We start from the raw sequence: 25,776 nt of genomic DNA on the forward strand, positions 1-25,776 counted from the left end.
TCAGGTCCGTTCGTCGAAGGCCCGCAGAATCTCCTCGGCCGCCAGCGCCGGGGTCATGGTGCCGTCGTGGATCTGTTGCTCCACCGTGGCGCGCAGGGCCTTCACGTTCGGGTTGTCCGAGAGTCGGCGAAGCAGGCTGTCGTGAACCATAGTCCAGGTCCAGTCGACCTGCTGGCGACGACGCTTCTCGGCGAACTCCCCGGCCTCGGTCAGCACGCGGCGGTGGGTGAGGACCGTGTCCCAGAACGTGTCCAGGCCGGTGCCGTTGAGGCCCGACATGGTGAGAACCGGTGGACGCCACAGGGACTCGCGCGGATGCACGAGCCGCATCGCCCCTTGGAGTTCGCGGGCCGCGGCCTTGGCTTCCAGCTCGTAGCGTCCGTCGGCCTTGTTCACGGCCACCAGATCGGCGAGTTCGAGCACGCCCTTCTTGATGCCTTGCAGCTGGTCGCCGGTGCGGGCCAGGGTGAGGAAGCAGAAGGCGTCGACCATGTTGGCGACGGTGACCTCGGACTGGCCGACGCCGACCGTCTCCACGAGGATGACGTCGTATCCGGCGGCTTCCAGCAACACGATGGTCTCGCGGGTCGCCTTCGCCACGCCGCCGAGCGTTCCCGCGGTCGGCGACGGCCGGATGAACGCGTCACGCTGCACCGACAGCCGTTCCATGCGGGTCTTGTCGCCCAGGATCGAGCCGCCGGTCAAAGTCGAGGAAGGGTCCACGGCCAGTACCGCCACCCGATGACCCTGGCCGATCAGGTACATGCCGAGCGCGTCGATGAACGTCGACTTGCCGACGCCCGGAACACCGGTGATGCCCACGCGGTTCGACACCACCACGCCCGGATCGGGTGACACCTTCAGCAGCAGCTGTTGTGCCAGTGCCCGATGGTCGCTGCGAGTCGATTCGACGAGGGTGATGGCGCGGGCCAGTCCGGCCCGCTCCCCCGCCCGCACCTGCGCGGCCAGCTGATCGACGTCGATCACCCGGCGCGCCACCGGAGTGGCGGGCCGGACGCCGGGGCCGGGTCCGGGGACACCGACGCCGGCGGTGGTGCCGAGCCGAGGGTGGTCGCCGCCACCCTCGGTCGCGCGTGCGGCGTCGCTCATTCCGTTGCGCCGGAGCCGATCTCGTGGCCCAGCTGCGCGGCCAGCTTGTTGATCAGGTCGATCGCGGCGTCGGCGATGATGGTGCCGGGGCCGAAGATGCCCGCCGCGCCCGCCGCGTACAGCTCGTCGTAGTCACCGGGCGGGATGACGCCGCCGACGGTGACCATGATGTCGGGACGGCCGACATCGGCCAGTGCCTGCCGCAGAGCGGGCACCAGCGTAAGGTGGCCTGCGGCCAGCGACGAGACACCGACGACGTGCACGTCGTTGTCTGCCGCCTGCTGCGCCACCTCTTCGGGGGTCTGGAAAAGCGGGCCCACATCCACGTCCATGCCGAGGTCGGCGAACGCGGTGGCGATCACCTTCTGGCCGCGGTCGTGGCCGTCCTGACCCATCTTGGCGATCAGGATGCGGGGGCGACGGCCCTCGGCCTCGGCGAACGCCTCGACCAGTTCGATGGCCTTGCTGATGTTGGTCACCTTGCCGGCCTCCTCGCGGTAGACACCGGAGAGCGTGCGGATTTCGGCCTGGTGGCGGCCGTAGACCTTCTCCAACGCATCGGAGATCTCACCGACGGTGGCCTTGGCGCGGGCCGCCGCGATGGCCAGGGCCATCAGGTTGTTCTCCATGCCGCCCTCGGACGAGGCCGCCGCGCGGGTCAGCTCGGCCAGGGCCTGCTCGACCGCAACCGAATCACGTTCGGCGCGCAGCTTTTCCAGTTTGGCGTTCTGCTCGGCGCGCACGCGCGAGTTCTCGACCTTGAGGACCTCGATCGGGGTGTCTTCCTCGACCAGGTACTTGTTGACGCCGATCACCGGCTGCTGGCCGGTGTCGATGCGCGCCTGGGTGCGGGCAGCGGCCTCTTCGATGCGCAGCTTCGGAATTCCTTCCGAAATCGCCTGCGCCATACCGCCGTGCGCCTCGATCTCGGCGATGTGGGCGCGGGCGCGCTCGGCCAGCTGGTGGGTCAGCCATTCCACGTAGTACGAGCCACCCCACGGGTCCGCCGGACGGGTGGTGTTGGACTCCTGCTGGATCAGCAGCTGGGTGTTGCGGGCGATGCGAGCCGAGAAGTCGGTCGGCAGCGCCAGCGCCTCGTCGAGTGCGTTGGTGTGCAGCGACTGGGTGTGGCCCTGGGTGGCGGCCATGGCCTCGACACAGGTGCGCGCGACGTTGTTGAACACGTCCTGCGCGGTCAGCGACCAGCCCGAGGTCTGCGAGTGGGTGCGCAGCGCAAGGGACTTGGAGTTCTTCGGCTCGAACTTGGCGACCAGCTCGTTCCAGAGCAGACGCCCGGCGCGCAGCTTGGCGACCTCCATGAAGAAGTTCATGCCGATGGCCCAGAAGAACGACAGGCGCGGCGCGAACTTGTCGACCTCCATGCCCGCGGCCAGACCGGCCTTGATGTACTCCACGCCGTCGGCGAGGGTGTAGGCCAGCTCCAGGTCGGCGGTCGCGCCGGCTTCCTGGATGTGGTAGCCGGAGATGGAGATCGAGTTGAACTTCGGCATCTTCGCGGAGGTGAAGGCGAAGATGTCGGAGATGATCCGCATCGAGGGCTCGGGCGGGTAGATGTAGGTGTTGCGGACCATGAACTCTTTCAGAATGTCGTTCTGAATGGTTCCGGCCAGCTGCTCGGGCCCGACGCCCTGCTCTTCGGCGGCGACGACGTAGAGCGCCAGGATCGGCAGCACCGCGCCGTTCATGGTCATCGACACCGACACCTGGTCCAGCGGAATCTGATCGAACAGTTCCCGCATGTCGAGGATGGAGTCGATGGCGACACCGGCCATGCCCACGTCGCCGGTGACGCGCGGGTGGTCGGAGTCGTAGCCACGGTGCGTGGCCAGGTCGAAGGCGACCGACAGGCCCTTCTGACCCGACTGCAGGTTGCGGCGGTAGAAGGCGTTGGAGTCCGCGGCGGTGGAGAAGCCCGCGTACTGGCGGATCGTCCACGGCTGGTTCACGTACATGGTCGGGTAGGGACCGCGCAGGAACGGCGCGATGCCCGGGACGCTGTCGAGGGGGTAGCCCTCGGCCACGATGGCGTCACGATCAGCCTTGGTGAACACCGGCGGCACGTCGATGCCTTCGGGGGTCGACCAGGTGAGCTGTTCGGGCGCATAGTGATTGGCGGTCGCGGCTTCCTTGACGAAGTCCTCGACCTGCGCGGCGCCGACCTCGGCGGGGGCGGTGTCGCCCTCGGTCAGCGGTACTTCGGCGAAATTGCCGATCCGGTGCTTGATATCGCTCATCTCTACGCTCCCAGCTTCTCCAGCAGACCGGACAGAGCCGCCACCGCATCCATGCGCGCCGTCACGAAACCGTCCGGACGCTGCGCACCGGTCAGGTCCGCGACGGCCTTCTCCGGTCCGGCCAGCAGCACGGTGGTCACACCGGCCGCCCGCAATTCCTCCACCGCCGCGGCGGCGTCGGTGCCGTAACGCTTGTCGGAGCCACACAGCACGGCGATCGACGGGCCGGCCTCGGTGACCGCCTCGATACCGCCGGAGGCCAGCAGGTTGGTGGAGAAGGTGACACGAACATTGTTCTCCGACACCGGGCCCAGCGGAACCAGTCGCACCTGCGGGCGCGCGCCGTTGGCGGCCAGGTAGGCGTCGGAGCGGTTGCGCAGCGCCTCGAAGGCGGCGCCGTAGCGGGAGGCCCGGTCGGCGCGCGCGGCCTCCGACAGCGGCTTCTCGCCCAGGTTCGGGAATTCGTTGACACCGGTGACGGCCGTCTTGCGGTGCGCCACATCGGAATCGCGCTGCGCCTTGGTCGCGCCGATGCGCTCGGCCAGCAGACCGGACTGCAGGGCTTCCAGGTAGCCGCCGGCGGCCTCGATCTCCTGCATGAACTCCCACGCCTTGGCGGCGAGTTCATCGGTGAGCGACTCCACGTACCAGGAGCCGGCGCCCGGGTCCTGCACGTGGCCGAGGCGGGATTCCTCGAGCAGCAGCAGCTGGGTGTTGCGGGCCATGCGCTCGGAGAACGCCTGCGACACCTCGAGTTCCCCGGCGGGCAGGGCGGCGTCGAAGGGCAGCACGGTGACGATGTCGGCGCCGCCGACGCCCGCGCCGAACGCGGCGAGCGTGGTGCGCAGCATGTTCACCCACGGGTCACGCTGGCTCATCATGGCCGCGGAGGTGACGGCCTGCTGCGGGGCGTTGCCCGCGGCGGGGGCGCCGCACACGTGCGCGACGCGCGCCCAGAGGCGGCGGGCGGCACGGAACTTGGCGACCGTCTCGAACTGGTCGTCGGTGGCGGCGAAGCGGAACTCCAGCTGCCCCAGCGCATCCACGATGTCGGCGCCGGCGTCGGTGAGCGAGCGCAGGTACTCCAGGCCCGCGGCGACGGCCGCACCCAGCTCCTGCGCGTCGGAGGCGCCGGCGTTGTGGAAGGCGATGCCGCACACGGTGATCGCGCGAACCGTCTCCGGCCGGGCCACCGCCTGCTGGGCGAGGGCGACCGCCCCGTCCAGGTCGATCGCCGACGTGCCGGCGAACAGGCTGGTCAGCGGGGTCGCGCCGAGGGAGACGCGAATGTCCTCGCGGTTGGCGAGGGTCTTGGTGTTCGCGGCCGCGTAGGCGTCGAGCACCGAGAACAGCTGGGCGGCGGCCTCATTGGCGGCCGGACCGGCGTCCAGGGTGAGCGGGGCCAGCTCGAACAGCAGACCCTTCAGCGCGGTGGCGAGGCCCTCGACCGGGACGCCGCGCTCGGCGACACCCAGCTGGACGGCGCTGACGCCGTTGTCGAGCGCGAAGAGGATGTCGGCGTTGACGGCCTTGGCGTCGGCGCCGGCGAACTTCTGGCTCACGAACCAGCCGCGGTGCACGTCGCGGGTGGCGTCGCCGCCACGCACGTAGGGGAACTGCCCGGGCAGCGGCTGCTCGGGCAGTTCGTCGCGGCGCGTGTAGAGCGGGTTGACGGTCAGGCCGTCATAGGTCGTGACCGCGAGCAGCTTCTCCGGCTCGTCCGGCAGTTCGCTCGCATCCACCCTGCGGGCCTTCGCCAGCACCCCGGCGACACCCTTGCGCCAGGCGGCATACTCGGGCACCGGATCGGTGTCCGAGTCGGAAGCAATCGGCATAGCTGCGTGTCCTTCTTCCACTCCCTGACCGAATGACCGCTGGACTGGCATTCGCGCAGATCAACGGTCACTTTGGTTAACGAGCATTCCTCGTCTTTCCCCTGATGCTAGCGGCACCCCCGGGATTGCCGTCTCCGGAGTCTCGCTACCAGCGGGTAACCTGGCGCGGTGCCAACAACCGTGCGCTCGCCGCTGGAGCGCGTATCCGGGCTGCTCAGCCGCCTTCGCCAACCCCGCACCCTGGCCTTGCTGATCGGCTGCGGGCTGCTGTTCGCGCTGGCGGCGTTCGCACCGCACCCGGCGCCGCAACAGATCCGGCAGTGGGCCGACTCGGTCGGCCCGACGCTGCCGCTGGTGTTCTTCGCGGTGCACACCCTGGTGTGCGTGGCCCCGTTCCCGCGCACCATATTCACGCTCAGCGCGGGCATGTTGTTCGGCTCCGCGGAGGGTCTGACGCTGGCCGTCACGGCCACGACTCTGTCTGCGGTACTGGCGTTGTGGCTGGTGCGCGCGCTCGATCACGAGCGGGTCCGGGCCCGGCTCACCCACCCCACGGTGCAGGCGGTGGACGCCCGGCTGGAACGGCGCGGCTGGCTGGCGATCGGCTCGCTACGGCTAATCGCGTTCGCGCCGTTCTCGATCGTGAACTATTGCGCCGCACTGTCGTCCATCCGGTTCACACCGTATCTGGCGGCCACTTTCCTCGGCATCATCCCGGGCACGGTGGGGACCGTGCTACTCGGCGACGCACTGACCAACCGCACCTCCCCCGCCCAGGTGATCCTCACCATCGCCTGCCTCGCGGTGGGCGTGATCGGGCTGATGGTGGACGCGCGCATGACGGTCGACCCGGCCCGCGACTGACAACTATTGCTCGACCGCATCCGCGCTGCGGCTCAGTCGTTTACCAGGTGCGCCTTCAAATACATCCGCACCATCTCGGTCATCGCTTCCAGCCGCAACGCGTCGAGCTCCGGCTGCGGGAACGTGCCGGTGTGGATCGCGAAACCGTCGAAGCAGAAGATCACGATCGACCCCAGGGCCACGCTCTGAGCCGGTGGCAGTCCACGGGTTGCGGCCAAGCCGCCGTCGGCCATCATGGCGGCGGCGTATTCGTCGCGCACGACCGAGAGACGCTCGCGCAGTTGCGCATCGGTGCGGGCCGCGATCGTCAGCTCCAGCCACACCGTATTGATCGGATCCCGCGCCGCGTCGAGCCAGATGGCCAGCACCGCATCGATGTCACGCCGGTCGGGCAGCGCCGCCACCTTCGCGACGAAGCCGTCGATCTGGCGGCGGCCGACCTCCGCGGCCGCGGCCGCCACCAGATCGAACAGCGAGTCGAACCGGCCGAACAAGCCGCCGTGCGAGACACCCGCCCGGCGGCACACCTCGTTGACCGTCACCCCGGCGTGGCCCTTCTCGACGATCGCCTGAATCGTGGCCTCGATCAGCGCCTCTCGCGTTTCGGCCCGACGCTGGGCCTGAGTACGCCGTCCGGCCGTCACCACACTGTCCTCCAGGCTGCGCACATCCGATCACCCGATCGTTTTTCTGCGACCACGCTACCAACCTGTCACGACCGAACCACAGACCACCGGCGAACCGGGTCCGGGCGGGACCTACGATCTGGCCGGCGCGCGCACCGAGTTCGTCACGGCCAACCCGCGTTTCCTCGAGGTGTGGACCGCGGCGCAGAACTGGGCCGTCAACCTGATCAACACCGCACCCGACACCGCGGCCACCCACATCGCCGCACAGCTGGGCGTCCCGGTCGCCGATATCCGCAAGCAGCTGGGCGAATACGGCTACCTCGATGCGGCCACCCAGGCCGGACCCGCCTATCTGGGCAAGCAACTGGGCGCGGACCTGAAGTCCTCGGCCGATTTCCTGTTGAGCCAGGGCGAGATCCAGGGCCTGGCGACGCCGGAGGCGTATGCCGCGGCGGTCTACGCGGGGGCGGCCGCCAAGGTCAGCGCGAAATGACCGCGGCGCTCGAGCTGCGCGACCGCGTGGTGCTGACCGGGGTGTCCAAGACCTACGACACCCCGACCGGCAGCACCGTCGCGCTCTCCCCCACCGATCTGGTCATCGAACCCGGTGCGTTCGTGAGCATCGTCGGTCCATCCGGCTGCGGCAAAACCACGCTGCTGCAACTACTCGGCGGCTTCCTCACGCCCAGCGCCGGCACCCTGCTCGTCGGCCACGATCCCATCGACGGGCCGAGCCCCGAACGCGGCGTGGTCTTCCAGGCCCCCACTCTGTACCCGTGGCTCACTGTCCGCGGCAATGTCGAGTTCGGTCCGAAATGTCGTGGTGTGGACAGGAAGACGCGGCGCGCGGCCGCCGAGCGCATGCTCGACCTGGTGGGGCTCGCCGACTTCGGCGGCAAACGGCCCTACGAGTTGTCCGGCGGCATGCAACAGCGGGCGCAGATCGCGCGGGTGCTGGTCAACGATCCGCGCATCATCCTGATGGACGAGCCGTTCGGCGCGCTCGATCAGCTGACCCGGGAGCGCTTGCAGGTCGAGCTGCTGCGACTGTGGCGCGAGGCCGGGAAAACCATTGTGTTCGTGACGCATTCGGTGGAGGAAGCGGTATTCCTGTCCACCCGGGTACTGGTCATGAGCGCCCGCCCGGGACGGATCATCGTGGACCGCGACATCGTCCTGCCGAACGACGACCCCACCGGTGTCCGAGAGTTAGCCGTAACGGCCACACCCGAATTCCAGGCCCTCAAAACAGAATTGGCGAAAGCCATATACGAGGCCCACACGTAACTCCCTGAACAGAACAATGGCCCGTACCGCGTCGTTGCGGTACGGGCCATTGCGCATTCCGACGGTGCCGGAACCTGTCTTACAGGTAGGCGCCACACACGGGCCACGCGCCGCGGCCCTGGCCGGCGAGCACGTTCTCCGCAACGGCGATCTGCTCCTCGCGGCTGGCGTTCGCGGCATTGCCGGCGCCACCGTAGGCGTTCCAGGTGCTCTGGGTGAACTGCAGGCCGCCGTAGAAGCCGTTGCCGGTGTTGGCGGCCCAGTTGCCGCTGCTCTCGCAGTTGGCGACGGCATCCCAGTTGCCCGAGGCGGCCGAGGCGGTCGCCGTCGACAGCGCGAACGGGACGGACACGAGCGCGCCGATGGCCGCGGCGGCGGCAGCGATACGGGTGCGGGTGGTGAGCTTCCGGTTGCGATGCATAAGTTTGTTTCCTCGCCCTGCGCCCGCCGGCCCGCGCTTCACGCTGCGGGTCCCCGTCCCCAGGGGTATCGGTTGCTCTCGAATCGTGGGACGGACTTGCCGGTGTTCGTCGATTCGAGCTGGAGCCCGGGTGAATCCGAGCCGCTAGCGACGGTAACGGAAAGATCACCGCAAATCACGTACCGATCACGATCAGTTGTCGAAACGATTGCGGACGTAGTTTATGCGTTTACGCAGTTCGTCGCGGAGTGTCGCGTAATGACAATTCTGGTATTCACCGCCCGATTTGTGATCGAGGTCACGGGTAAATAGTGACCCCAATCGCGTAATACAAAGCGCAGACAAGACGATCGCGAGCCGCTATTGCCCTCCGACCGGCTCGGATCGCGCTGCGCGCAACCGTTGCCCCAGGTCAGGCCCCTGGCGATAGTTCCTGAAACATCGTTTCGGGTCCCGCAGGAGGAACCATGGCCACCATCGACGAACCCCGATCCGGGGCGCGCGCCGTCGACCGTGCGATAGAGGTGCTGAACTGCTTCGAAGGCGACGATCCGGAACTCTCGGTGAGCGAACTGGCCCAGCGCGCCGGATTACCGATCAGCACCACCCACCGGCTCGCCCGCGCCCTGGTGCGCGGCGGACTGCTGGAACAGGACCCTGGAACCGACCGCTATCGCATCGGCCACGGGCTGGCCGCGCTGGCCCGGCCCGCCCTCGACCGGCTCGGTCTCGACGAGGTCGCGCCCCACCTGTACGCGCTGGCGGCGGGCATCCGCATCACGGTCAGCGTCAGCCTGATCGACGACCACGACGCCGTCACCGTGTTCCAGGCCCGCCCGCCCGTCGCGTTCTGCCACCACCAGGTGCCGCGGGCGCGCCAGTCCCTGCACGCCAGCGCCGCCGGCCACGCCCTGCTGGCCTATGCGCCCACCCGCGCGGCCGCCGACCTCGACCTCGACCGCGTCCGGCGCACCGGGTTCGCCTCCGAGCTGATCGAGACCGAGGATCCGATCCGCGCGCTCGCGGTGCCCATCGTCGGCCCGCACCGGCAGGTGCGGGGCGCGCTCGCGGTGCAGGCCCGCGCGGCCCGGCTCGACAGCGAACTCGTCCGCGCCGTCGTCCCCGCCATGCGCATCGCCGCGGGGCGGATCGCACCGCTGTTCCAAACCACCGGCGGCACAGCGCTTTCCGCCGCCGAATTGCGCTCACGCTGATTTCCACATCGTGAAAAGACGGTTGCCGGGCCCCCGGCGCCGTCGCAGCATGTGAGCACTCCCGATCACCCAGCCCCTCCGGAAAGGGACCCACCATGCGGCTCTGTTGTCGTCCTCGCCTCGAACCCTCCCGTGCGACAGACACATTCACCGAAAGACTCCCCCATGGCATTCCCTCTCCGCCCCGCGCGGCTGCGGCGCACGCTCGCCGCCGCGATCGCCGTCACCAGCGCGGTGGTCCTGCTCACCGGCTGCGCCAAGACCGATGCGGGCACCACCGCCGACGGTAAGACCGTCCTGCGCTATCAAGGCAGCACCGGCCAGGTCTCGGCCTTCGAACTCGCGGCCGACCTCGGCTACTTCACCAAGATCGACCTGCACTGGGAGGGCGACACCACCAGCGGCCCGGCCAATATCCAGGCCGCCGCCACCAAGCAGGTGGAGTTCGGCAGCGCCTTCAACGGCGCGGTCATCAAACTCATCGCGGGCGGCGCACCCGTCACCTCCGTCCTCAGCTCCTACGGCGCCGACGAACTGAACTTCACCGGCTACTTCGTCCGCGACGACGCGCACATCGCCTCGGCCCGCGATCTGATCGGCAAGAAGGTCGGCGTCAACACCCTGGGCGCACACCACGAATTCATCACCCGCCAGTGGCTGCACGATCAAGGGCTCAGTGACGCCGAGATCAAGCAGGTGCAGCTGGTCGTGCTGCCGCCCGCGAACACCGAGGAGGCGCTGCGCAACGGGCAGATCGACGTGGCCGCGCTGGGCGGGGTCTTCCGTGACACCGCCATCGGGCGGGGCGGGGTGCATCCGCTCTACACGGACAAGGACCTGTTCGGCCAGTTCGACTACGGCACCTACGTTTTCCGCAACGACTACCTGAAGTCGCACGCCGACGCGGTGGCCGACTTCGTGCAGGGCACCGCCCGCGCCACCCGCTGGCTGCAGGTCACGCCTCGCGACGAGGTGGTGGCCAGGTTCGCCGACATCATCCACAAGCGCGGGCGCAACGAGAACACCTCGCTGCTGCAGTACTACAAGAGCTCCGGCATCCCGGTCCCCGGCGGCGTGGTCGCCGAACGGGAGTTGCAGATCTGGATCGACTGGCTGGTCCGCAATGGCGAACTGCCCGCGGGCAAGCTCGCCGCCAAGGATCTCTACACCAACAAGGACAATCCCTACGCCAACGGGAAGTACCCGGCGACCGGCGGGCCGAGCGGCGAGGCGGTGGCGAAATGAGTGCCACCGCAGTCAAACTCGCACTGTCGGGGGTCCGCAAGGAGTTCCCCGTCCGCGGCGAGGCGGAGCCCCTCACCGCGCTCTCCGACATCTCCGTCGATGTCCGGGACGGCGAATTCCTGGTCCTGGTCGGGCCCAGCGGTTCGGGCAAGTCCACCCTGCTCGATCTGCTCGGCGGTCTGGACAAGCCGACCGCCGGCCAGATCCTGCTCGACGGTGCACCCGTCACCGGGCCGGGCCTGGATCGCGGCATCGTGTTCCAGCAGTACGCGCTGCTGCCCTGGCGCACGGCCCGGGCCAATATCGAATTCGGCCTGGAGGCCAAGGGCATTCCCCGCCGCGCCCGCCGCGACCTCGCCGAACAGTATCTGGAACTGGTCGGGCTGGCCGGGTTCGGCAACCGCTATCCGCACGAACTGTCCGGCGGCATGAAGCAGCGGGTGGCGATCGCCCGCAGCCTCGCCTTCGATCCGGAGGTGCTGCTGATGGACGAGCCGTTCGCCGCGCTCGACGCCCAGACCCGGGAATCGTTGCAGGACGAGCTGTTACGGATCTGGCGGGCCACCGGCAAGACGGTGCTGTTCATCACCCACGGCATCGACGAAGCCGTCTACCTCGGGCAGCGGGTCGCGGTGCTGACCTCGCGGCCCGGACGGATCAAGGCCGTGGTCGACATCGACCTCGACCGGGCCGCGGACCCGGATGTCCGGTCCAGCGAACGGTTCCGCGAACTGCGCCACCACGTGTGGTCGCTGCTGCACGACGAGGTCGCGCGGGCCCAGGACCTGGAGCAGGCCGCGCTCACCGCCGATCGGAGGAGTTCCCATGTCTAGCGCCGTACAACTGGCCGACGCAGCCATCGACATCCCGTCGCGCACCGCCCAACCCGCGGTGCCGCGAGCACAGCGGCAACCATCGGTGGTGCTTCCCGCGATCGGCAGGCTCGGCTGGCGGATCGGGAAACCGGCACTGGTCATCGCAGCCTTCCTCGCGTTGTGGGAGGCCGCGCCCCGGCTGGGGTTCGTGGACGAGGTCTTCCTGCCGCCGTTCTCCACGGTCGTCCAGGCCGGACTCGAACTCGTGCGCAACGGACAGCTGTGGGAGCACACCTCCACCAGCGTGACCCGCTCGCTCATCGGATTCACCATCGCACTGCTCACCGCGATCCCGGTCGGTGTGGCGATCGCCTGGTACCGGCCGGTCGCGGAGTTTCTGAACCCGGTGCTGGAACTGTTTCGCAATACCGCCGCCCTCGCGCTGCTGCCGGTGTTCATCCTGATCCTCGGCATCGGCGAGACCTCCAAGATCGCGCTGGTGGTGTACGCCGGGTTCTTCCCGATCCTGCTCAACACCATCAGCGGCGTGCGCACAGTGGACCCGCTGCTCATCAAATCGGCTGTCTCACTGGGCTTCTCACCTTTGCGGCTGTTCCAGAAGGTGATCCTGCCCGCCGCGGTGCCGTCCATCTTCACCGGTATCCGGATGGCGGCCTCGGGCTCGATCCTGGTGCTCATCGCCGCGGAGATGTTCGGGGCGCGCGCCGGGCTCGGGTACCTGATCACCGCCGCCCAGCAGAACTTCCAGATTCCGGACATGTACGCGGGGATCGTCGCCATCGCCCTGGTCGGGCTCGCCTACAACGGCGTGCTCGTGGCCATCGAGCGCCGACTGTCCCGCTGGCGCGCGCACTGAGTCGCCGCCGCTTCCGAAAACCGTCGAAGGATCACTCCCCTATGTCCAACCCCCGCAAGACCTTCCACCTCAACGCCTTCCTGATGGGCGTCGGCCACCACGAAGCCGCCTGGCGGCACCCGCGCACCCGCGAACACCAGGTACTCGAAGTCGGGCACTTCCAGGAACTGGGCCGCATTGCCGAACGCGGCAAGCTCGACTCGGTGTTCTTCGCCGACGGGCTCGCGGTGGGACCGCGCATCAAACGCAATGCGCTCACGGTGTTCGAGCCGATCACCCTGCTCGCGGCCATCGCCACCGCCACCGAACACGTGGGCCTCATCGCCACCGCCTCCACCAGCTACAACGAACCGTTCAATCTGGCCCGCAAATTCGCGTCCCTCGACCACATCAGCGGCGGCCGGGCCGGCTGGAACATCGTCACCTCGGGCAGCGAGGACGAGGCGTTCAACTTCGGCTTCGACGCCATCCCCGAACACGCCCGCCGCTACGAGCGGGCCGAGGAGTTCGTCGATCTGGCCGTACAGCTGTGGGACAGCTGGGAATCCGACGCGGTGGTGCTCGACCCGGAGACCGGCGTCTTCGCCGACCCGGACCGGGTGCACACCATCGACTATCGCGGCGAACGATTCCGGGTGCGCGGCCCCCTGAACTCCCCGCGCAGCCCGCAGGGGCGGCCGCTGCTCGTGCAGGCCGGATCCTCGGAGAGCGGAAAGGAATTCGCGGCCCGCCACGCCGAGGCCGTCTTCACCGCCCAGCGCACCCTCGCCGAAGGGCAGGCGTTCTACCGGGAACTGAAGGCGCGGCTGCCCAAGTACGGACGGTCGGCCGACGAGCTGAAAGTGCTGCCGGGCCTGGTGCCGTTCATCGCCGGCACCGAGGCCGAAGCCCGGGCCCTGGAACAGGAATTCACCGACCTCATCTCCCCCGACTACGCATTGCGGCAACTGTCGGGACTGCTCGGCGTCGACCTCACCGAGCACGCCCTCGACGCACCGCTCCCGCCGCTGCCGCCGGAAAGCGAGATCGAAGGCGGCAAGAGCAGATTCACCCTCGTCAAGGAGCTCGCCGAGAAGGAGGAGCTGACCGTGCGCCAGCTCATCGGCAAGCTCGGCGGCGGCCGCGGCCACCGCACCCTCGCTGGGACGCCCGAACAGATCGCCGACGACCTGCAGACCTGGTTCGAGCAGGGCGCGGCCGACGGCTTCAACATCATGCCGCCCTACCTGCCCGGCGGGCTCGAGGACTTCGTCGACCAGGTGGTGCCGATCCTGCAGCAGCGCGGCCTGTTCCGCACCGATTACACCGCCACCACATTGCGCGGCCACTACGGCCTCGCCCCGGTGGAAAGCCAGTTCGCTCCCGTCCGCACCCAGGCCACCGCCTGACCTCAGAAAGGAACCACTCATGACCACCGTCACCGAGAACCCGGTCGCCACCTTCCAGATCACCCCCGTCGCCGGGCACATCGGCGCCGAGATCAGCGGCATCGACCTGCGCGACGACTTCACCTATGAGCAGATCGCGGTCCTCACCGCGGCACTGCACGAATACAAGGTGCTGTTCTTCCGTGAGCAGCGGACCGGGCATGCCGAACAGATCGCCTTCTCGCGGCGCTTCGGCGCGGTCACACCCTCGCACCCGTACGACGACGACGCGCCGACCGAGCACCCCGAGATCCTCGCCGTCGACAGCCGGCTCTACGAAAAGCGTTTCGGGAAGAAGAAATTCAGCTACACCAACCAGTGGCACACCGACATCTCGCCGCTGATCAACCCGCCGGCCGCCTCCCTGCTGCGGGCCGAGATCGCCCCCGAGCGCGGCGGCGACACCCAGTGGACCAATCTCGCGGCCGCCTATGCGGGACTGCCGGATTCGCTGAAGTCGCTGCTCGACGGTCTGCGCGCCGAACACCGGTTCGGCGGCAAGCTGCCCGCATGGGACTCCGACAGCGACTACGCCAAGCGCGTCGCGGCCGCACCACTGGTCACCGAGCATCCGGTGGTCCGGGTGCACCCGGTGACCGGGGAACGCGTGCTGTTCGTGAACCCCGGTTTCACCACCCGCATCGTCGGCCTCAGCCCGCGCCAGAGCGACGCGCTGCTCGAACTGCTCTACGCGGAGCTCGCCGACCCCGCCTATACGGTCCGATTCCGGTGGGAGAAGGACAGTGTCGCGTTCTGGGACAACCGCGCCACCGCACACCTCGCGCCCAGCGACCTCGACCATCTGGATGTGACCCGGGTGCTGTACCGCACCACCCTCGAAGGTGAGGTGCCCGTGGGCGTCGACGGGGCGCCGTCGCGGTCGATCTCCGGGGAACGCTTCGACGGATCGGCGAACTGATCTCGAGCGACGACGCGGCCCTCCCGACAGTGTCGGGAGGGCCGCGTTCTGTCTATGTGGCAACCGGGCTATGTCGCAACCGGGCTTTCCATGCCGCAGCCGGGCTCGGACGGATCTCCGTCACTGACCCAGCGGCCGCGGCGGATTCTGCCAGCGCTGGTCCGGCGGCTCCTGCCGGTACTGCGGCTGCACGGGCGGGGTCGGCCGCTGAGTATGCGGCAACTGCTGCGGTGGGATCGCCGGCGGCAATCCCACCGGATCGACCGGAGCGCGGGCATCAGCCTCCGCCGCGCGCACCGCCTGCTGGGTGGCCGGGTCGGTGGCGGTGTCGAACCAGTCGGCGACCTCGTCCGAATCGTCCTCGGCCGACTCCGACGCGCTGTCCGGCGCCGGTTCGTAGCGGAACACACCGTCCTCGCCCTGCTTGCCGAAGCCGCGCGCGAAGCCCTCCAGGGCCTTGCCGAAATCGCTCGGCACCAGCCACACCTTGTTGGCATCGCCCTTCGCGACCTGCGGCAGGGTCTGCATGTACTGGTAGGCCAGCAGCTCGGGGGTGGGCTTGCCGTTCTTGATCGCCGCGAACACCTTCTCGATGGCCTTCGCCTGACCTTGCGCCTGCAGGTAGGCGGCGGCCCGTTCACCCTGAGCGCGCAGGATGCGGGACTGCCGTTCACCCTCGGCCGACAGGATCATCGACTGCTTGGCGCCCTCGGCGCCCAGGATCTGCGCCTGCTTCTGGCCCTCGGCGGTCTTGATCGAGGCTTCCCGCTGGCCTTCGGCGGTGAGGATGATGGCGCGCTTCTCACGGTCGGCCTTCATCTGCTTCTCCATCGACTCCTGAATCGACGGCGGCGGATCGATGGCCTTCAGTTCCACGCGCGCCACGCGCAGGCCCCAGCGGCCGGTGGCCTCGTCGAGGACGCCGCGCAGTTCACCGTTGATCTGGTCGCGGGAGGTCAGCGTTTCCTCGAGGGTCATGCCGCCGACCACGTTGCGCAGCGTGGTGATCGTCAACTGCTCCACGGCGGCAATGTAATTGGAGATCTCGTAGACCGCGGCCTGCGGACTGGTGACCTGGAAGTAGACCACCGAGTCGATCTGAACGGTCAGGTTGTCCTTGGTGATGACCGGCTGCGGGGGGAACGACACCACCCGCTCGCGTAGGTCCACCTTGGCGCGCACCCGGTCCGCGAACGGCACGAGGAAGGTGAGCTGTCCGGAAACCGTGCGCGAATAGCGGCCCAGCCGCTCGATCACGGCGGCCTCGGCCTGCGGCACCAGCGCCACCGACTTGAAGACCACCACCACGACCAGAAGAATGAGTACGACGGCGACTATCAGTACAGCCATCACGGCCCTTTCATGACGACGGCGTGGGCGCCGTCGATCTTCACGACGTATACGGTCGAACCGACGGGGTAGGACTCCTCCGGGGCATCCGGACGCGCACTCCACACCTCTCCGCCGATTTTCACGCGACCGCCGTGCTCGTCGACCGTTTCGAGCACCTTCGCGGTCCTGCCGGGCAACGCGTCCACCCCGGTCTGATGCGGCGGCGGAATCGCGTAGCGTCGCAACAGGAATGGGCGCACCAACACCAGCAGGGCGATCGAGGTGGCAGCGAACACGACCGCGTCCACCAGCACCGACGAGCCGGTGAGACCATTCACACCCGCGGTGATGAGCGCGGCGACACCCAGCATGATCAGCACGAGACTGCCCGTGAGCATCTCGGCGGCCGCGAGCAAGATCCCCGCGACCAGCCAAACAATTGCGGCCACGCCACAACAGTAACTGTATTTACCGGGCGGGGCTGATATTCGTGATCACTCCGAGCCCGGCGACCGGGCACATCGGACACCCGTTCCCGGAAACCGTGCACAACCTGCCCAGCAAGGGCCCGTACCGCCGGAATGGGCGCGGCGCGAGCGGGATTCCCGCCCGTCGCCGGTAACCTCGACGCGGTGAGCGGGCACCAAAAGTACGGCGACATCCTTTCCGGGCACACACGGAAACAGAAGCGGGAGGTGCCCCGCGTGGTCGCCGAACGCGACCTCGTCGCAGAGGACGCGGCCACCGGATTCTGCGGTGCCGTAGTGGGTTTCGACCGCAGCTATGACGGGGAATTCGTCAAACTCGAGGACCGCAGCGGGCGTGTACGCCTGTTCGCGATGCGGGAAGCAGCGTTCCTCATCGACGGCAACCCGGTGACGCTGGTGAAGCCGACAGCGACCGCACCCGTCCAGCCCACCCGATCCGCCTCCGGCTCCACCCGCGTCGAAGGCCTCAAAGCACGGGTCGCGCGCGCCAGCCGCATCTGGGTGGAAGGCATCCACGACGCGGCGCTCGTCGAACGCGTATGGGGACACGACCTCCGGGTCGAGGGCGTCGTCGTCGAACAACTCGAGGGCCTCGACCACCTCGGCGGGAAACTGGCCGAGTTCCGGCCCGGACCGAACCACCGCGTCGGCGTCCTGGTCGACCACCTGGTCACCGGGTCCAAGGAAACCGGCCTCACCCAGGGCCTCGGCCCGCACGTGCTCGTCACCGGCCACCCCTACATCGACGTGTGGCAGGCCGTCCGGCCCAAGGCGGTCGGCATCGACGCCTGGCCCGACGTGCCGCGCGGCGAGGACTGGAAGACCGGGATCTGCCGGCGACTCGGCTGGGGCACACCGCAGGACGGCTGGCGGCGCGTCTACAACGCCGTCAACTCCTACCGCGACCTGGAGACCCCCCTCATCGGGGCGGTCGAACGACTGATCGATTTCGTCACCGAGCAGGAGTAGCCCGCCAGTTATCCTCGAATACATGAGTTCCCCAAGTGCCTCGCTCACGGTCTGGGCCGGTTCCTGGCTGGCAGGTCGTAGCGCTCCCGACGACGTGCTGGACGAACTGCGCGTGTGGGCAGCGCAGCAGACGGTGGCCGCCGGGGACCCTGTCACCGGCGGGCACACCGGCTTGCCGTGGGCGTCCGACGAGGATCCCGCCGCGGTCACGGGGGCCGGAATCATGGTGCTGCTCAAGCTCATCCGCGAGGCGTACGCCGGGCCGGAAGCACAGGTTCGGCTGGTGCTGCCGATTCCCGGGGACGTGCGCGGCATGCCAGTCGGCACCGAATTCGCGGCGGCCGCAACCGAAGCCGAGGAAGGCATCCTGATCGGGGCCCCGGGAACCATCGGAACCGGGCTGGTTCCGGTGTGGACCGACGACGACGCGTTGCAGTGGCGGGTGTACTCCACGCCTATTCCACTGACCCTCGCGCCGGAGATGCCGTTGGGTGAGGCCGAGTTCACGATGCGGGAAGCCGTGCGGGATGCGGCGGACGCGTTGCAGCAGATGCAGACCACGCGACTGGGGTCCGGCGGCGTGGCGCCCCGGGATCTGGTGGAAGCCGAGCTGGCCGGGCATACCCGGCACAAGTATCCGGATTCGATGCCGTTACGGGCTCGGCGGATTCTCGATACCGCGGATCAGGTGGCGGCGATTCTGACTGTCGCCGAGCGGGAGCCGGCCTCCGCGCCTACCTCGGCTACGGCTGTGGCTGCTCAGGAGGCGTTGTTGCGGCCGTTGTGGAATGCGATTCGTGCGGCTCGGCTGGCGGCCGTCCACGCTCGGTGAGTGTCCGATTCGTTCAAGAGTTCCGGTCGGGTGGGCGCTTAGGGTTCGGTCATGGGTATTCGACTGAATGTGATCGGGATCGTGGTGGCGGATATGGGGGCTTCGCTGGCGTTCTATCGGCGGCTCGGGGTGGAGTTCGCGGAGGGGGCCGAGATGGCGCCGCATGTCGACGCGGAGTTGGGTGGGGGTGTGAAGTTGATGCTCGATACCGAGGAGACTGTGCGATCGTTCCGGCCGGATTGGGTCGCGGTGCCGGGGGCTGGGCGGATCGGGCTGGCTTGTGATTGTGGGGATCCGGGTGGGGTGGATGCCAAGTTCTCGGAGTTGGTCGAGGCTGGGTATCGGGCGGAGTTGAAGCCGTTCGATGCGTTCTGGGGGCAGCGGTATGCGACTGTTTTGGATCCTGATGGGCATGGGGTGGATCTGTACGCGGCTTCTGCGTGAAGGGCGTACGAGCCAAAAGGACCAAGAACAAAGAGGACTAAAAGATAAAAGACGCCTGGAGAAGGGAGAGGGGCTGGCTGGGTCGGGAGGCTCGCTCACCTTCCAGCCCCATTGCGGCTCGGCCGTGGATCGGCCCGGTGTGGGGTACAAGCACTCTGAAGTTGTCGAGGTACACGCACTGTGAGGTGTGCTGGGAGGGAAGGGTTGGGGTCGTCCCGAGCCTTTGAGGCTTTGAGTCTTTGGGCTTGTGTCTCGAGAAGGTGATCCGTGCAGTCCGTGAGCCGGGATCGGCGGGTCACGGCTCCCGGCTCGGCGTCAGCCCAGGTCCGGTAGGCAGGCGAGGCGACCACACTCTATGTAGTTTTGCGCACGCCAGCAGCACACGAGCAGCACTGGTTTCACGCAGCCCGTGAGCGCCACTTTCGGCAACTGGAATCGATGGCAGCGGCGATCGACTGCCCGACATGATGGCGATCGTTCACCCGAGGAGTTCCGGTCGAGTCAACACTCTTCGGAGCAATCCACCCTGTTCGACCCCGATGGGGTGAGTCCTTGCCCATCACAACGGTTTTCCACCCATCAGGCCCGTCATTGATCAACGCGTGGCAGTGATCGCACGCGAGAGTCAGGTTGTTGATGTCGGTGGGTCCGCCTTTTGCCCAATCGTTCACGTGGTGTGCGGCGCACATCGAGGCGGGTTGTTCACAACCCGGGCGGGTACATCCCCTGTCTCGGGCAATCAGTGCCAGGCGTTGGGCGCGGTTCGCGGTGCGGCGCGACCGCTGCAGGTACAGCGGCATCCCGTCGCCGTCGAGGACCGCGATCACCGGGTGGGTGCCTTCGGCCATCTTCAGCGCTTCGTTGATGGAGATCTGAGTACCAGTGTTGGTGGTCGCGACCCCGGTGCCGTTCTCCAGGTCGGTGAGGCTCATGGTGAGCACGACCTCGACGGGCAGGCCCCGGTGCATGCCGAGTGCGCGCATGTTCACGCCCGGCTGCACGAGAGCCATCAGCGCGTCGTGGGTGCGCTGCCCGGCGTCACGCCGATCCCGGCCCGCGGCAGCATCGAGGACGCTGTCGGCGATGAACCCACCACTGGCGGTGGGGCTTTCAGGGTCTTCGAGGTTGCACATGCCGGGCCGCGCGAGTTTGGCGAACACCGCATCCAAGCATGCCCGCAGTTCGGGGGTGATCCAGCCTTCGATGCGGGACATGCCGTCTACGCCGGGGCGGCACAGGGTGATCCCGCGGCGACGGCGACGGTCGGCATCGGAGACAACCTTCCCGTCCGGATCCAGCCGCGCCAGAATGTCCCGGCCGATCTTCGGCAGATCATCCGGCCAGCCCTCACGCGAGTACACGACGAGGATCTCCTCGGCCTCTGCGCGTGCTTCGGTGGGGATGTCGGTGGGGAGGTGGTCCATCACGTCCATGATGTTGCGGACGTGATCCCGGGAAATGTTTCCGGCGGCAAACGCTTCGGCCATTACGGGAAGCACTGCGGGACGCAGGTGTCCGCTCGGTTCGAAGAATTCTCCGCAGTGGTGGGTCACCTTCACCCGCAATGCCGCGTCGTAGCGCGACAGGCCGAGGGTGCGCCGCAGAAAAGGCACCATCTTCCCCGCACCCGAACGCGCATGCAGCGACCGCTCACCAGCTTCGATGATCAGGCGCGTATCCAGTGCGGCCAGTTGCCTTTTGCAGGCTTCCAACTGCTGCATCAACGCCACGACGTCTTCGTCGGAGAACTGCGTCATCGCCGAGTTCTGGATGGTTTCGCTCAGGGTCGAGACCGCGGCCGCCAGTTCAGCGATACCGCAGTCGTCGAGTGTCACCCCATTCGAATCCATGTGCTAATTCTACCGCCGAATCAGAACTATCATGCACGAATTATGAAGTGATATAAGGATATTCAGAACAAAGCGAGTTCCAGACCTACCCAAGCAGCTTCATCGGCGACATCCCTGAATATTCTCGAATATCTCGGCTCATATGCGCTTGGTCCGAATATCCGGCAGCGACCGCCGCATCAGCCAGCCCCATCCCGCCCCGCGCCAATGCCAGCGCCCGCTGCATCCGAAACACCCGCGCCAGAGTCTTGGGCCCATACCCGAACGCCGCTAGGGATATTCGATGCAGCCGGCGCGGCCCCGTCTGCAGTTCCTCGGCCGTCGCCGCGACAGAACTCCCCGACCGGAGCGACTTCACGATAAAGCTGACCACCGGGTCCACTGCATCGACTTCGGCCGCGCGCCACCGCGCGATCGACTCCAGTCCGGCAGCCGGGCTCGATGCCGAACCGATCAGATCGGAAGCGGAACGCAAGTCCGCGGGCGACCATAGGTCGGCGAGATCGACCCTGGCGTCACGGAGTTCGTGTGCGGGCACCCCGAGGAGAGCTGGAGCGGTGCCCGGGTAGAACCGGATCCCGGCGATGCGGTCGGCGAAGCCGGGTTCCGGACGATAGGCGCGAGTGTCCGGACCCGCGACCGACAGTCGGCCGTCGATCCACAACAGGTCCATGCTGCCGTCCGGAAGCACCGGCAGATCGGAGTCCGACACGCCGTCGCGGCACCAGATCACTGCGCCGCCGATACTCGACGGCCGTTCCCGATAGCCTCGTGGCGCATGGATTTCCGTCATCGCACCCGCACCCCAGTACGTCGTGACCTCGAAATTCGTTGAATTACACCGTTGTTCGGCACCTCGTGCACATCAGCACATCGTGCAATCTTGCACTCACTGCAAGATTGCACGTTATGCCGTCGCGGGGTCCGGGCTGTCGGAGACCTCGACGACGTGCTCCTTCTGCCCCGGCTTCCAGACCGTCACTTCCATGCGGCCGTCGACGATCTCCACCGACGACGCCCCCGTCAACTCGACCGCGTAGAACGGCTCGAACTTGCGGCCGCGTAGGTCGAACCCGCTCTCCGCGAACAGGTCCTCCGCCCAGCGGCGCTGTAGCTCCGGGTCCTGCACATCACGGACCGTGCCGAACAGTTTGACGTCGCCGTCGCTGACCTGCGTGTCCACCGTGGCCGTGTGCAGGCAGAAGCGCGGGTCGCGGGCCAGGTCGGCGAACTTCGTGGTGCCCGGCATGCCCACGAGCCACAGTTCGCCCTCGAAAACGCGCGGTTCGAGGGGGCTGATGCGCGGCGACCCGTCCTTGCGCAGTGTGGCGAGCATGCACAGGTTGCCGGTGGCGGCGTGACGACGGGTGAAGATGGTCGCAATACGCGGTGCGGCAGCGGCGAACTCATTCCAAGACGTCATGACCGCGACCGTACGCCGGGGGTCCGACATCTCCGGCCACCGAAACCCGCCCGCTTCTGTTTGAATGGCCCGATGTCGCTCTCCCGCCGGCTGACCGTGCTCGCGACCGCGCTCATCGGCTGCACCCTGCCCGCCGCCGCCCCGGCTCACGCCGTGGTCGGTGGGACCGAAGCCAAGGCCTCCGACCATCCGTGGCTGGCTGCGGTCGGCACCCCGCTGTTCTTCCCCCGCGCCTCCGGCGAGTTCTGCGGTGGCGCGCTCATCGCGGCGGACCGGGTGCTCACCTCCGCGCATTGCGTGCAACTCGCGCAACTGCTGCCGCAGGCGCTCACCGTCACGTTCGATCGCAGCGACCTGACCTCGCACGACGGAACCACGGTCGCCGTCACCGACGTACACCTGCACCCGGACTTCCGCACCGACACCGTCGACGGAGTCGATGTCTACCACCACGATCTGGCCATCCTGACCCTCGCGCACCCGCAGACCCGAGCGACCGTCCCGATCGCCGCACCCCAAGGCGACACCGCCACCGTGCTCGGCTGGGGCGGCACCGCCGACGGTGACCTCTTCAACACCGTGCTGCGGCAGGCCACCGTCCCGATGGTCTCCGACCCCGACTGCGCCTCCGCCTATCCAGGCGCCTTCGACGCCACCGAGATGGTCTGCGCGGGCTCCACCACAGCCGACACCGGCGAATTCGACAGCGGCGGACCACTGCTCATCAACGGCAAGCTGGTCGCCATCACCTCGTGGGCACGTGGCACCGCACTGGCCGGGTATCCAACCGTCTACGCGCGGATACCCGCATCCTTCTGAGCCCTGCGTCCCCGGCCACCGAGCGCGGATACACGGCGGTGGCGTCGTGTCTCGCGATCCGTGCGGGCAGACGCACCTGGCGTCTGGATGCCCTCGCAGAGGCAGCCGTCCGATGGCGATCCCGGCCCGGCGCAGCAGCCACCCAGCGCGCGGCGATCATGCCACGGGCGCCGCGCGGCCGCCGGCCGTCGCCACTGAGTTCGTCGCGCAGCCGTGGACCTCAGCGTCGATCAGGCCGCTCGTGCCTCTGTTGCCGAGCAGGACGTCGGCGGTGGCGTGTCGCGGGGCGGCATTCGCCGTGCATCCACGGCCGCGCGAGAATTCTGTGAGCCGCGTTCCACAACAAGGAGACCCATGAACAGCGCGCACCGGAACACTCGGGTCGCCGAAATCGACTGGCCGGCGCTGGAGCACGCTTACGGCGATGCGAGCGATGTGCCCGGCTGGATCGAGGGGCTGGGCGACGCCGAGAGGGTTGAGGAGTCGCTGTACGAGTTGTGGGGTGCGGTGTTGCATCAAGGCACCCTTTACGACTCGACCGCGCCCGCGATGACATCGATCGCGGCCGCGCTCGGCGGGCGGCAGACCGCGGATGCGGAGAACACGGCTTGGTTGCTGCTGATGTTCGCCGACACGGTACGTGACTACGAACAGGTCGGCCTGGAGGACCCCGAGACGGTCGCCCTTGTCCGGTCGGCTCGCGAATCGTTGATCGGAATAGCGCAACTGGTGCGGCCACTGATCTCCGGCGACGGACCTGAGGCGGCGGCCGCGGCACTGCTGCAAGCCGCTGCATACCCGGCCGATTCCGGCTCGAACACGCCCGATTCCGTTGCGCGTCCGGTCGATGCCGACGCGCTCGACGCCCTCTCGACACGGGCCGGTTCACGGCCTGCGGGGCAAGTAGAGCAGGCCTGTGTCGCCGCGCTCATCACGCTCGGGGCCGATGTCTCACCGGCACTCGCCGACGGGGATCCCGGCCTGGCGATGGCGGCGACGCTGGCGCGGATCGCGGTCGGGGGCAACCAGACCCGCGACCTCGATGCGCTGGTCACAGGGTGGGAGCTCGCGGTCGAGGTCGTGCCGAACATCGCGTTCGGTGTCGGCACACTCCCGGAGTGGTTGAGCGCGGTCAACTCCGGCGCGGCGGCTCACGTACTCGCGGCGTTGCCGGTGCCGGACGCAGCGGCGATCTCCGGGCTCGTCGACGTCGTGATCGGGTCGCGGAGCAATGCGGCAGCGGCGGTTCGCCGTTTGCCGGCTCTCGCGGCGCTGCCGGGCACCGAGCCGGAAACGATGATCGCGGCACTGCGCCAATGCCCGCCGACACCCGAAGTGTGCGACGCGCTCGTCGCCCTCGCCGAGCAGGTGACCGACGGTGGCACCGCAACCATCGGATCGAGCGCCTTCGATACCGATGCTCGCGCGGACGCAGCTTTCGCGCTGCTACGCGCCGGCGACGGACGATGGTCTCGCCCGATGGCTCAGGCCCTGCTCACCAACCCCGCCGCACGCGGCCTCATGGTGGCTACCTCGATGTCGGGGCGATCCGCGCTCGGCCATGCGCTCATCCGTGAGCATGCACCCTCCGCAACCATGCTCGTCGCTGCAATCCTGCAGGCGGTGCGGCGGGATCCGCCCGCCGATCCGTCGCGCGACGGCGCCGGCCATCTCGTCACGCTGCTCGCCTCCTGGCCCGCGGAGGCCGTCGCCGGTGCGCTGCCCGAGGTCCGGGAGCTACTGGAGGTCGCGCCGAAGGCGGTGGCCGACGCGCTCGCGACCTGGGATGACACCGCGAGCATCGACCGCATCCGCGAGGCGAGCAGCAGCGGCGACGCCACCGTGTTGCTCGCGCTCGCACGGTTGACGCAGGACCGCAACGACTTCCATCGCGTCCTGGACGCCGACCTCCGGTACACGGAATCGGCGGTGCTCGAGCACTGGGCCGACCACGCTGATCCCCGCTTCCTCGACTGGTGTCGCACCCTCGTCGGCACCGAACCCGCGACCAGCGTCTACCAGCGAGGCGACCAGCTCACCGCGCTGCGTATCCTCGCCGAGGTCGACTCGGGTACCACCGTGACCGGCTGGCCGGTGCTGCGCAGCCTCATCGACGCCGGAACCGAGCCGATCGAGGACGCCATCCGACTCGCACTCGATTGGCGGGCGCAGCGGATACTTCCGCCCGAAGCGTGCACCGACTTCGAGGCGCTGCTCGCCGACCTGGTCGTCACCGACCGGACGAACTACAGCGGCCCGCTCGTCAAGACCGGCGTTGCCGCCGCGATCGCCCTCCTCGACCTCGGTCTGCCCTTACCGGGCACGCCCGCACGGGTCGCGAAGCTCGTGGCACGTGCCGTCACTGACGAGTGGGCGCGCGACCTCGGCCTCCGGCTCGCCGAACGACTCACGGTCGCACCGGCACCGGTCCGTCGCGCCGTCGCGAAGAAGCTTCGCTCTCTTGTCGACCGCGACGAGCGCTTCGACTCCACCGGCGACATCGCCGTCGAGGATGAACGGGCACTCGCCCGACTGCGCCCGATCCTGCACGACCTGGAGGTCGGCTGAGTCGATCGGCCGTCCGACAGGCAGTGCGGAAATTGGTCGGCACCGCTGTGGGCCCGTTTAGATTGGTGACTTCGATTGCGACGAAACGACCATCACCGAGGCAGGTGCGAGATCACAGCCACATCGGAGGAATCGGCGATACCGGCGACCACA

General features: G+C 68.2%; 24 protein-coding genes. 14 read left to right on the forward strand and 10 right to left on the reverse strand.

The window, feature by feature from the left end; genetic code table 11:
- The 3 genes from meaB to ACYVKL_RS05310 all read right to left on the reverse strand — a co-directional run bounded on the left by meaB (position 1) and on the right by ACYVKL_RS05310 (position 5,200).
- A complete protein-coding gene (gene meaB / locus ACYVKL_RS05300; RefSeq protein ID WP_379174368.1) occupies positions 1 to 999 on the reverse strand; it encodes a methylmalonyl Co-A mutase-associated GTPase MeaB in 999 nt (332 codons plus the stop codon).
- A gap of 107 nt (positions 1,000 to 1,106) precedes the next feature.
- Positions 1,107 to 3,365, reverse strand: coding sequence for a methylmalonyl-CoA mutase (scpA, locus tag ACYVKL_RS05305; RefSeq protein WP_379174362.1), 2,259 nt, complete (start codon positions 3,363 to 3,365; stop codon positions 1,107 to 1,109).
- Positions 3,366 to 3,367: 2 nt separating this feature from the next.
- Entirely contained in the window at positions 3,368 to 5,200 is a 1,833-nt protein-coding gene (locus tag ACYVKL_RS05310) for a methylmalonyl-CoA mutase family protein (protein WP_379174361.1), read from the reverse strand.
- Between the two features lie 168 nt (positions 5,201 to 5,368).
- Between ACYVKL_RS05310 and ACYVKL_RS05315 the strand changes: the two genes are divergently transcribed.
- Complete coding sequence (locus tag ACYVKL_RS05315) at positions 5,369 to 6,064, forward strand: TVP38/TMEM64 family protein (RefSeq protein WP_379174360.1); 696 nt, start codon at positions 5,369 to 5,371, stop codon at positions 6,062 to 6,064.
- A gap of 32 nt (positions 6,065 to 6,096) precedes the next feature.
- Here the strand turns inward: ACYVKL_RS05315 and ACYVKL_RS05320 are convergent, their stop codons facing one another.
- A complete protein-coding gene (locus ACYVKL_RS05320; protein ID WP_379174359.1) occupies positions 6,097 to 6,732 on the reverse strand; it encodes a TetR/AcrR family transcriptional regulator in 636 nt (211 codons plus the stop codon).
- Between the two features lie 148 nt (positions 6,733 to 6,880).
- On the opposite strand from ACYVKL_RS05320, the gene ACYVKL_RS05325 reads away from it, so the two are divergent.
- A complete protein-coding gene (locus ACYVKL_RS05325) occupies positions 6,881 to 7,186 on the forward strand; it encodes a hypothetical protein (protein ID WP_379174358.1) in 306 nt (101 codons plus the stop codon).
- The gene (locus tag ACYVKL_RS05330; protein WP_379174357.1) at positions 7,183 to 7,980 is read left to right on the forward strand and encodes an ABC transporter ATP-binding protein; all 798 of its coding nucleotides are present in this window, start codon (positions 7,183 to 7,185) and stop codon (positions 7,978 to 7,980) included. The genes ACYVKL_RS05325 and ACYVKL_RS05330 overlap by 4 nt, the downstream gene beginning before the upstream one ends.
- Positions 7,981 to 8,059: 79 nt before the next feature.
- Here the strand turns inward: ACYVKL_RS05330 and ACYVKL_RS05335 are convergent, their stop codons facing one another.
- A complete protein-coding gene (locus ACYVKL_RS05335; RefSeq protein ID WP_379174356.1) occupies positions 8,060 to 8,401 on the reverse strand; it encodes a transglycosylase family protein in 342 nt (113 codons plus the stop codon).
- Positions 8,402 to 8,868: 467 nt separating this feature from the next.
- On the opposite strand from ACYVKL_RS05335, the gene ACYVKL_RS05340 reads away from it, so the two are divergent.
- The 6 genes from ACYVKL_RS05340 to ACYVKL_RS05365 all read left to right on the forward strand — a co-directional run bounded on the left by ACYVKL_RS05340 (position 8,869) and on the right by ACYVKL_RS05365 (position 14,898).
- A complete protein-coding gene (locus tag ACYVKL_RS05340) occupies positions 8,869 to 9,615 on the forward strand; it encodes an IclR family transcriptional regulator (RefSeq protein WP_379174355.1) in 747 nt (248 codons plus the stop codon).
- A 165-nt stretch (positions 9,616 to 9,780) separates the two neighbouring features.
- Entirely contained in the window at positions 9,781 to 10,860 is a 1,080-nt protein-coding gene (locus ACYVKL_RS05345) for an ABC transporter substrate-binding protein (RefSeq protein WP_379174354.1), read from the forward strand.
- Positions 10,857 to 11,693, forward strand: a complete 837-nt coding sequence (locus ACYVKL_RS05350) for an ABC transporter ATP-binding protein (RefSeq protein ID WP_213555884.1) — start codon at positions 10,857 to 10,859, stop codon at positions 11,691 to 11,693. Before ACYVKL_RS05345 ends, ACYVKL_RS05350 begins: the two co-directional genes overlap by 4 nt.
- Positions 11,686 to 12,552, forward strand: coding sequence for an ABC transporter permease (locus ACYVKL_RS05355; protein ID WP_379174353.1), 867 nt, complete (start codon positions 11,686 to 11,688; stop codon positions 12,550 to 12,552). Before ACYVKL_RS05350 ends, ACYVKL_RS05355 begins: the two co-directional genes overlap by 8 nt.
- Before the next feature lie 41 nt (positions 12,553 to 12,593).
- A complete protein-coding gene (locus ACYVKL_RS05360) occupies positions 12,594 to 13,940 on the forward strand; it encodes an LLM class flavin-dependent oxidoreductase (protein ID WP_379174352.1) in 1,347 nt (448 codons plus the stop codon).
- A 19-nt stretch (positions 13,941 to 13,959) separates the two neighbouring features.
- Complete coding sequence (locus ACYVKL_RS05365; RefSeq protein ID WP_379174351.1) at positions 13,960 to 14,898, forward strand: TauD/TfdA dioxygenase family protein; 939 nt, start codon at positions 13,960 to 13,962, stop codon at positions 14,896 to 14,898.
- 120 nt (positions 14,899 to 15,018) lie between these two features.
- On the opposite strand, the gene ACYVKL_RS05370 is transcribed toward ACYVKL_RS05365, so the two are convergent.
- On the reverse strand, positions 15,019 to 16,248 hold the full coding sequence (locus ACYVKL_RS05370; RefSeq protein ID WP_379174350.1) for an SPFH domain-containing protein: 1,230 nt from the start codon (positions 16,246 to 16,248) through the stop codon (positions 15,019 to 15,021).
- Positions 16,248 to 16,679 carry an NfeD family protein gene (locus ACYVKL_RS05375; RefSeq protein ID WP_379174348.1) on the reverse strand — a complete coding sequence of 144 codons (432 nt, stop codon included), beginning with the start codon at positions 16,677 to 16,679 and terminating at the stop codon, positions 16,248 to 16,250. Before ACYVKL_RS05375 ends, ACYVKL_RS05370 begins: the two co-directional genes overlap by 1 nt.
- Before the next feature lie 183 nt (positions 16,680 to 16,862).
- Here ACYVKL_RS05375 and ACYVKL_RS05380 point away from each other — a divergent pair, with 183 nt between their 5' ends.
- The 3 genes from ACYVKL_RS05380 to ACYVKL_RS05390 are packed head-to-tail and all read left to right on the forward strand — an operon-like array spanning position 16,863 to position 18,963.
- Positions 16,863 to 17,687 (forward strand): DUF3097 domain-containing protein, encoded by an 825-nt coding sequence (locus tag ACYVKL_RS05380; RefSeq protein WP_379174347.1) that lies wholly within the window; start codon positions 16,863 to 16,865, stop codon positions 17,685 to 17,687.
- A gap of 22 nt (positions 17,688 to 17,709) precedes the next feature.
- Entirely contained in the window at positions 17,710 to 18,519 is an 810-nt protein-coding gene (locus ACYVKL_RS05385; protein ID WP_379174346.1) for a hypothetical protein, read from the forward strand.
- Between the two features lie 51 nt (positions 18,520 to 18,570).
- Positions 18,571 to 18,963, forward strand: a complete 393-nt coding sequence (locus ACYVKL_RS05390; RefSeq protein WP_379174345.1) for a VOC family protein — start codon at positions 18,571 to 18,573, stop codon at positions 18,961 to 18,963.
- Between the two features lie 398 nt (positions 18,964 to 19,361).
- On the opposite strand, the gene ACYVKL_RS05395 is transcribed toward ACYVKL_RS05390, so the two are convergent.
- From ACYVKL_RS05395 to ACYVKL_RS05405, 3 genes are all read right to left on the reverse strand, one after another.
- Positions 19,362 to 20,813 carry an HNH endonuclease signature motif containing protein gene (locus ACYVKL_RS05395; RefSeq protein WP_379173962.1) on the reverse strand — a complete coding sequence of 484 codons (1,452 nt, stop codon included), beginning with the start codon at positions 20,811 to 20,813 and terminating at the stop codon, positions 19,362 to 19,364.
- Between the two features lie 85 nt (positions 20,814 to 20,898).
- Positions 20,899 to 21,606, reverse strand: a complete 708-nt coding sequence (locus ACYVKL_RS05400; protein WP_379173964.1) for a helix-turn-helix transcriptional regulator — start codon at positions 21,604 to 21,606, stop codon at positions 20,899 to 20,901.
- Positions 21,607 to 21,720: 114 nt separating this feature from the next.
- On the reverse strand, positions 21,721 to 22,236 hold the full coding sequence (locus ACYVKL_RS05405) for a pyridoxamine 5'-phosphate oxidase family protein (RefSeq protein WP_379173965.1): 516 nt from the start codon (positions 22,234 to 22,236) through the stop codon (positions 21,721 to 21,723).
- Positions 22,237 to 22,308: 72 nt separating this feature from the next.
- Here ACYVKL_RS05405 and ACYVKL_RS05410 point away from each other — a divergent pair, with 72 nt between their 5' ends.
- Positions 22,309 to 23,055: a serine protease gene (locus ACYVKL_RS05410; RefSeq protein ID WP_379173966.1), complete on the forward strand. Its 747-nt coding sequence runs from the start codon at positions 22,309 to 22,311 to the stop codon at positions 23,053 to 23,055.
- 354 nt (positions 23,056 to 23,409) lie between these two features.
- Positions 23,410 to 25,623, forward strand: a complete 2,214-nt coding sequence (locus ACYVKL_RS05415; RefSeq protein WP_379173967.1) for a hypothetical protein — start codon at positions 23,410 to 23,412, stop codon at positions 25,621 to 25,623.
- Positions 25,624 to 25,776: the final 153 nt, after the last annotated feature.

This window comes from Nocardia tengchongensis, from assembly GCF_054781395.1.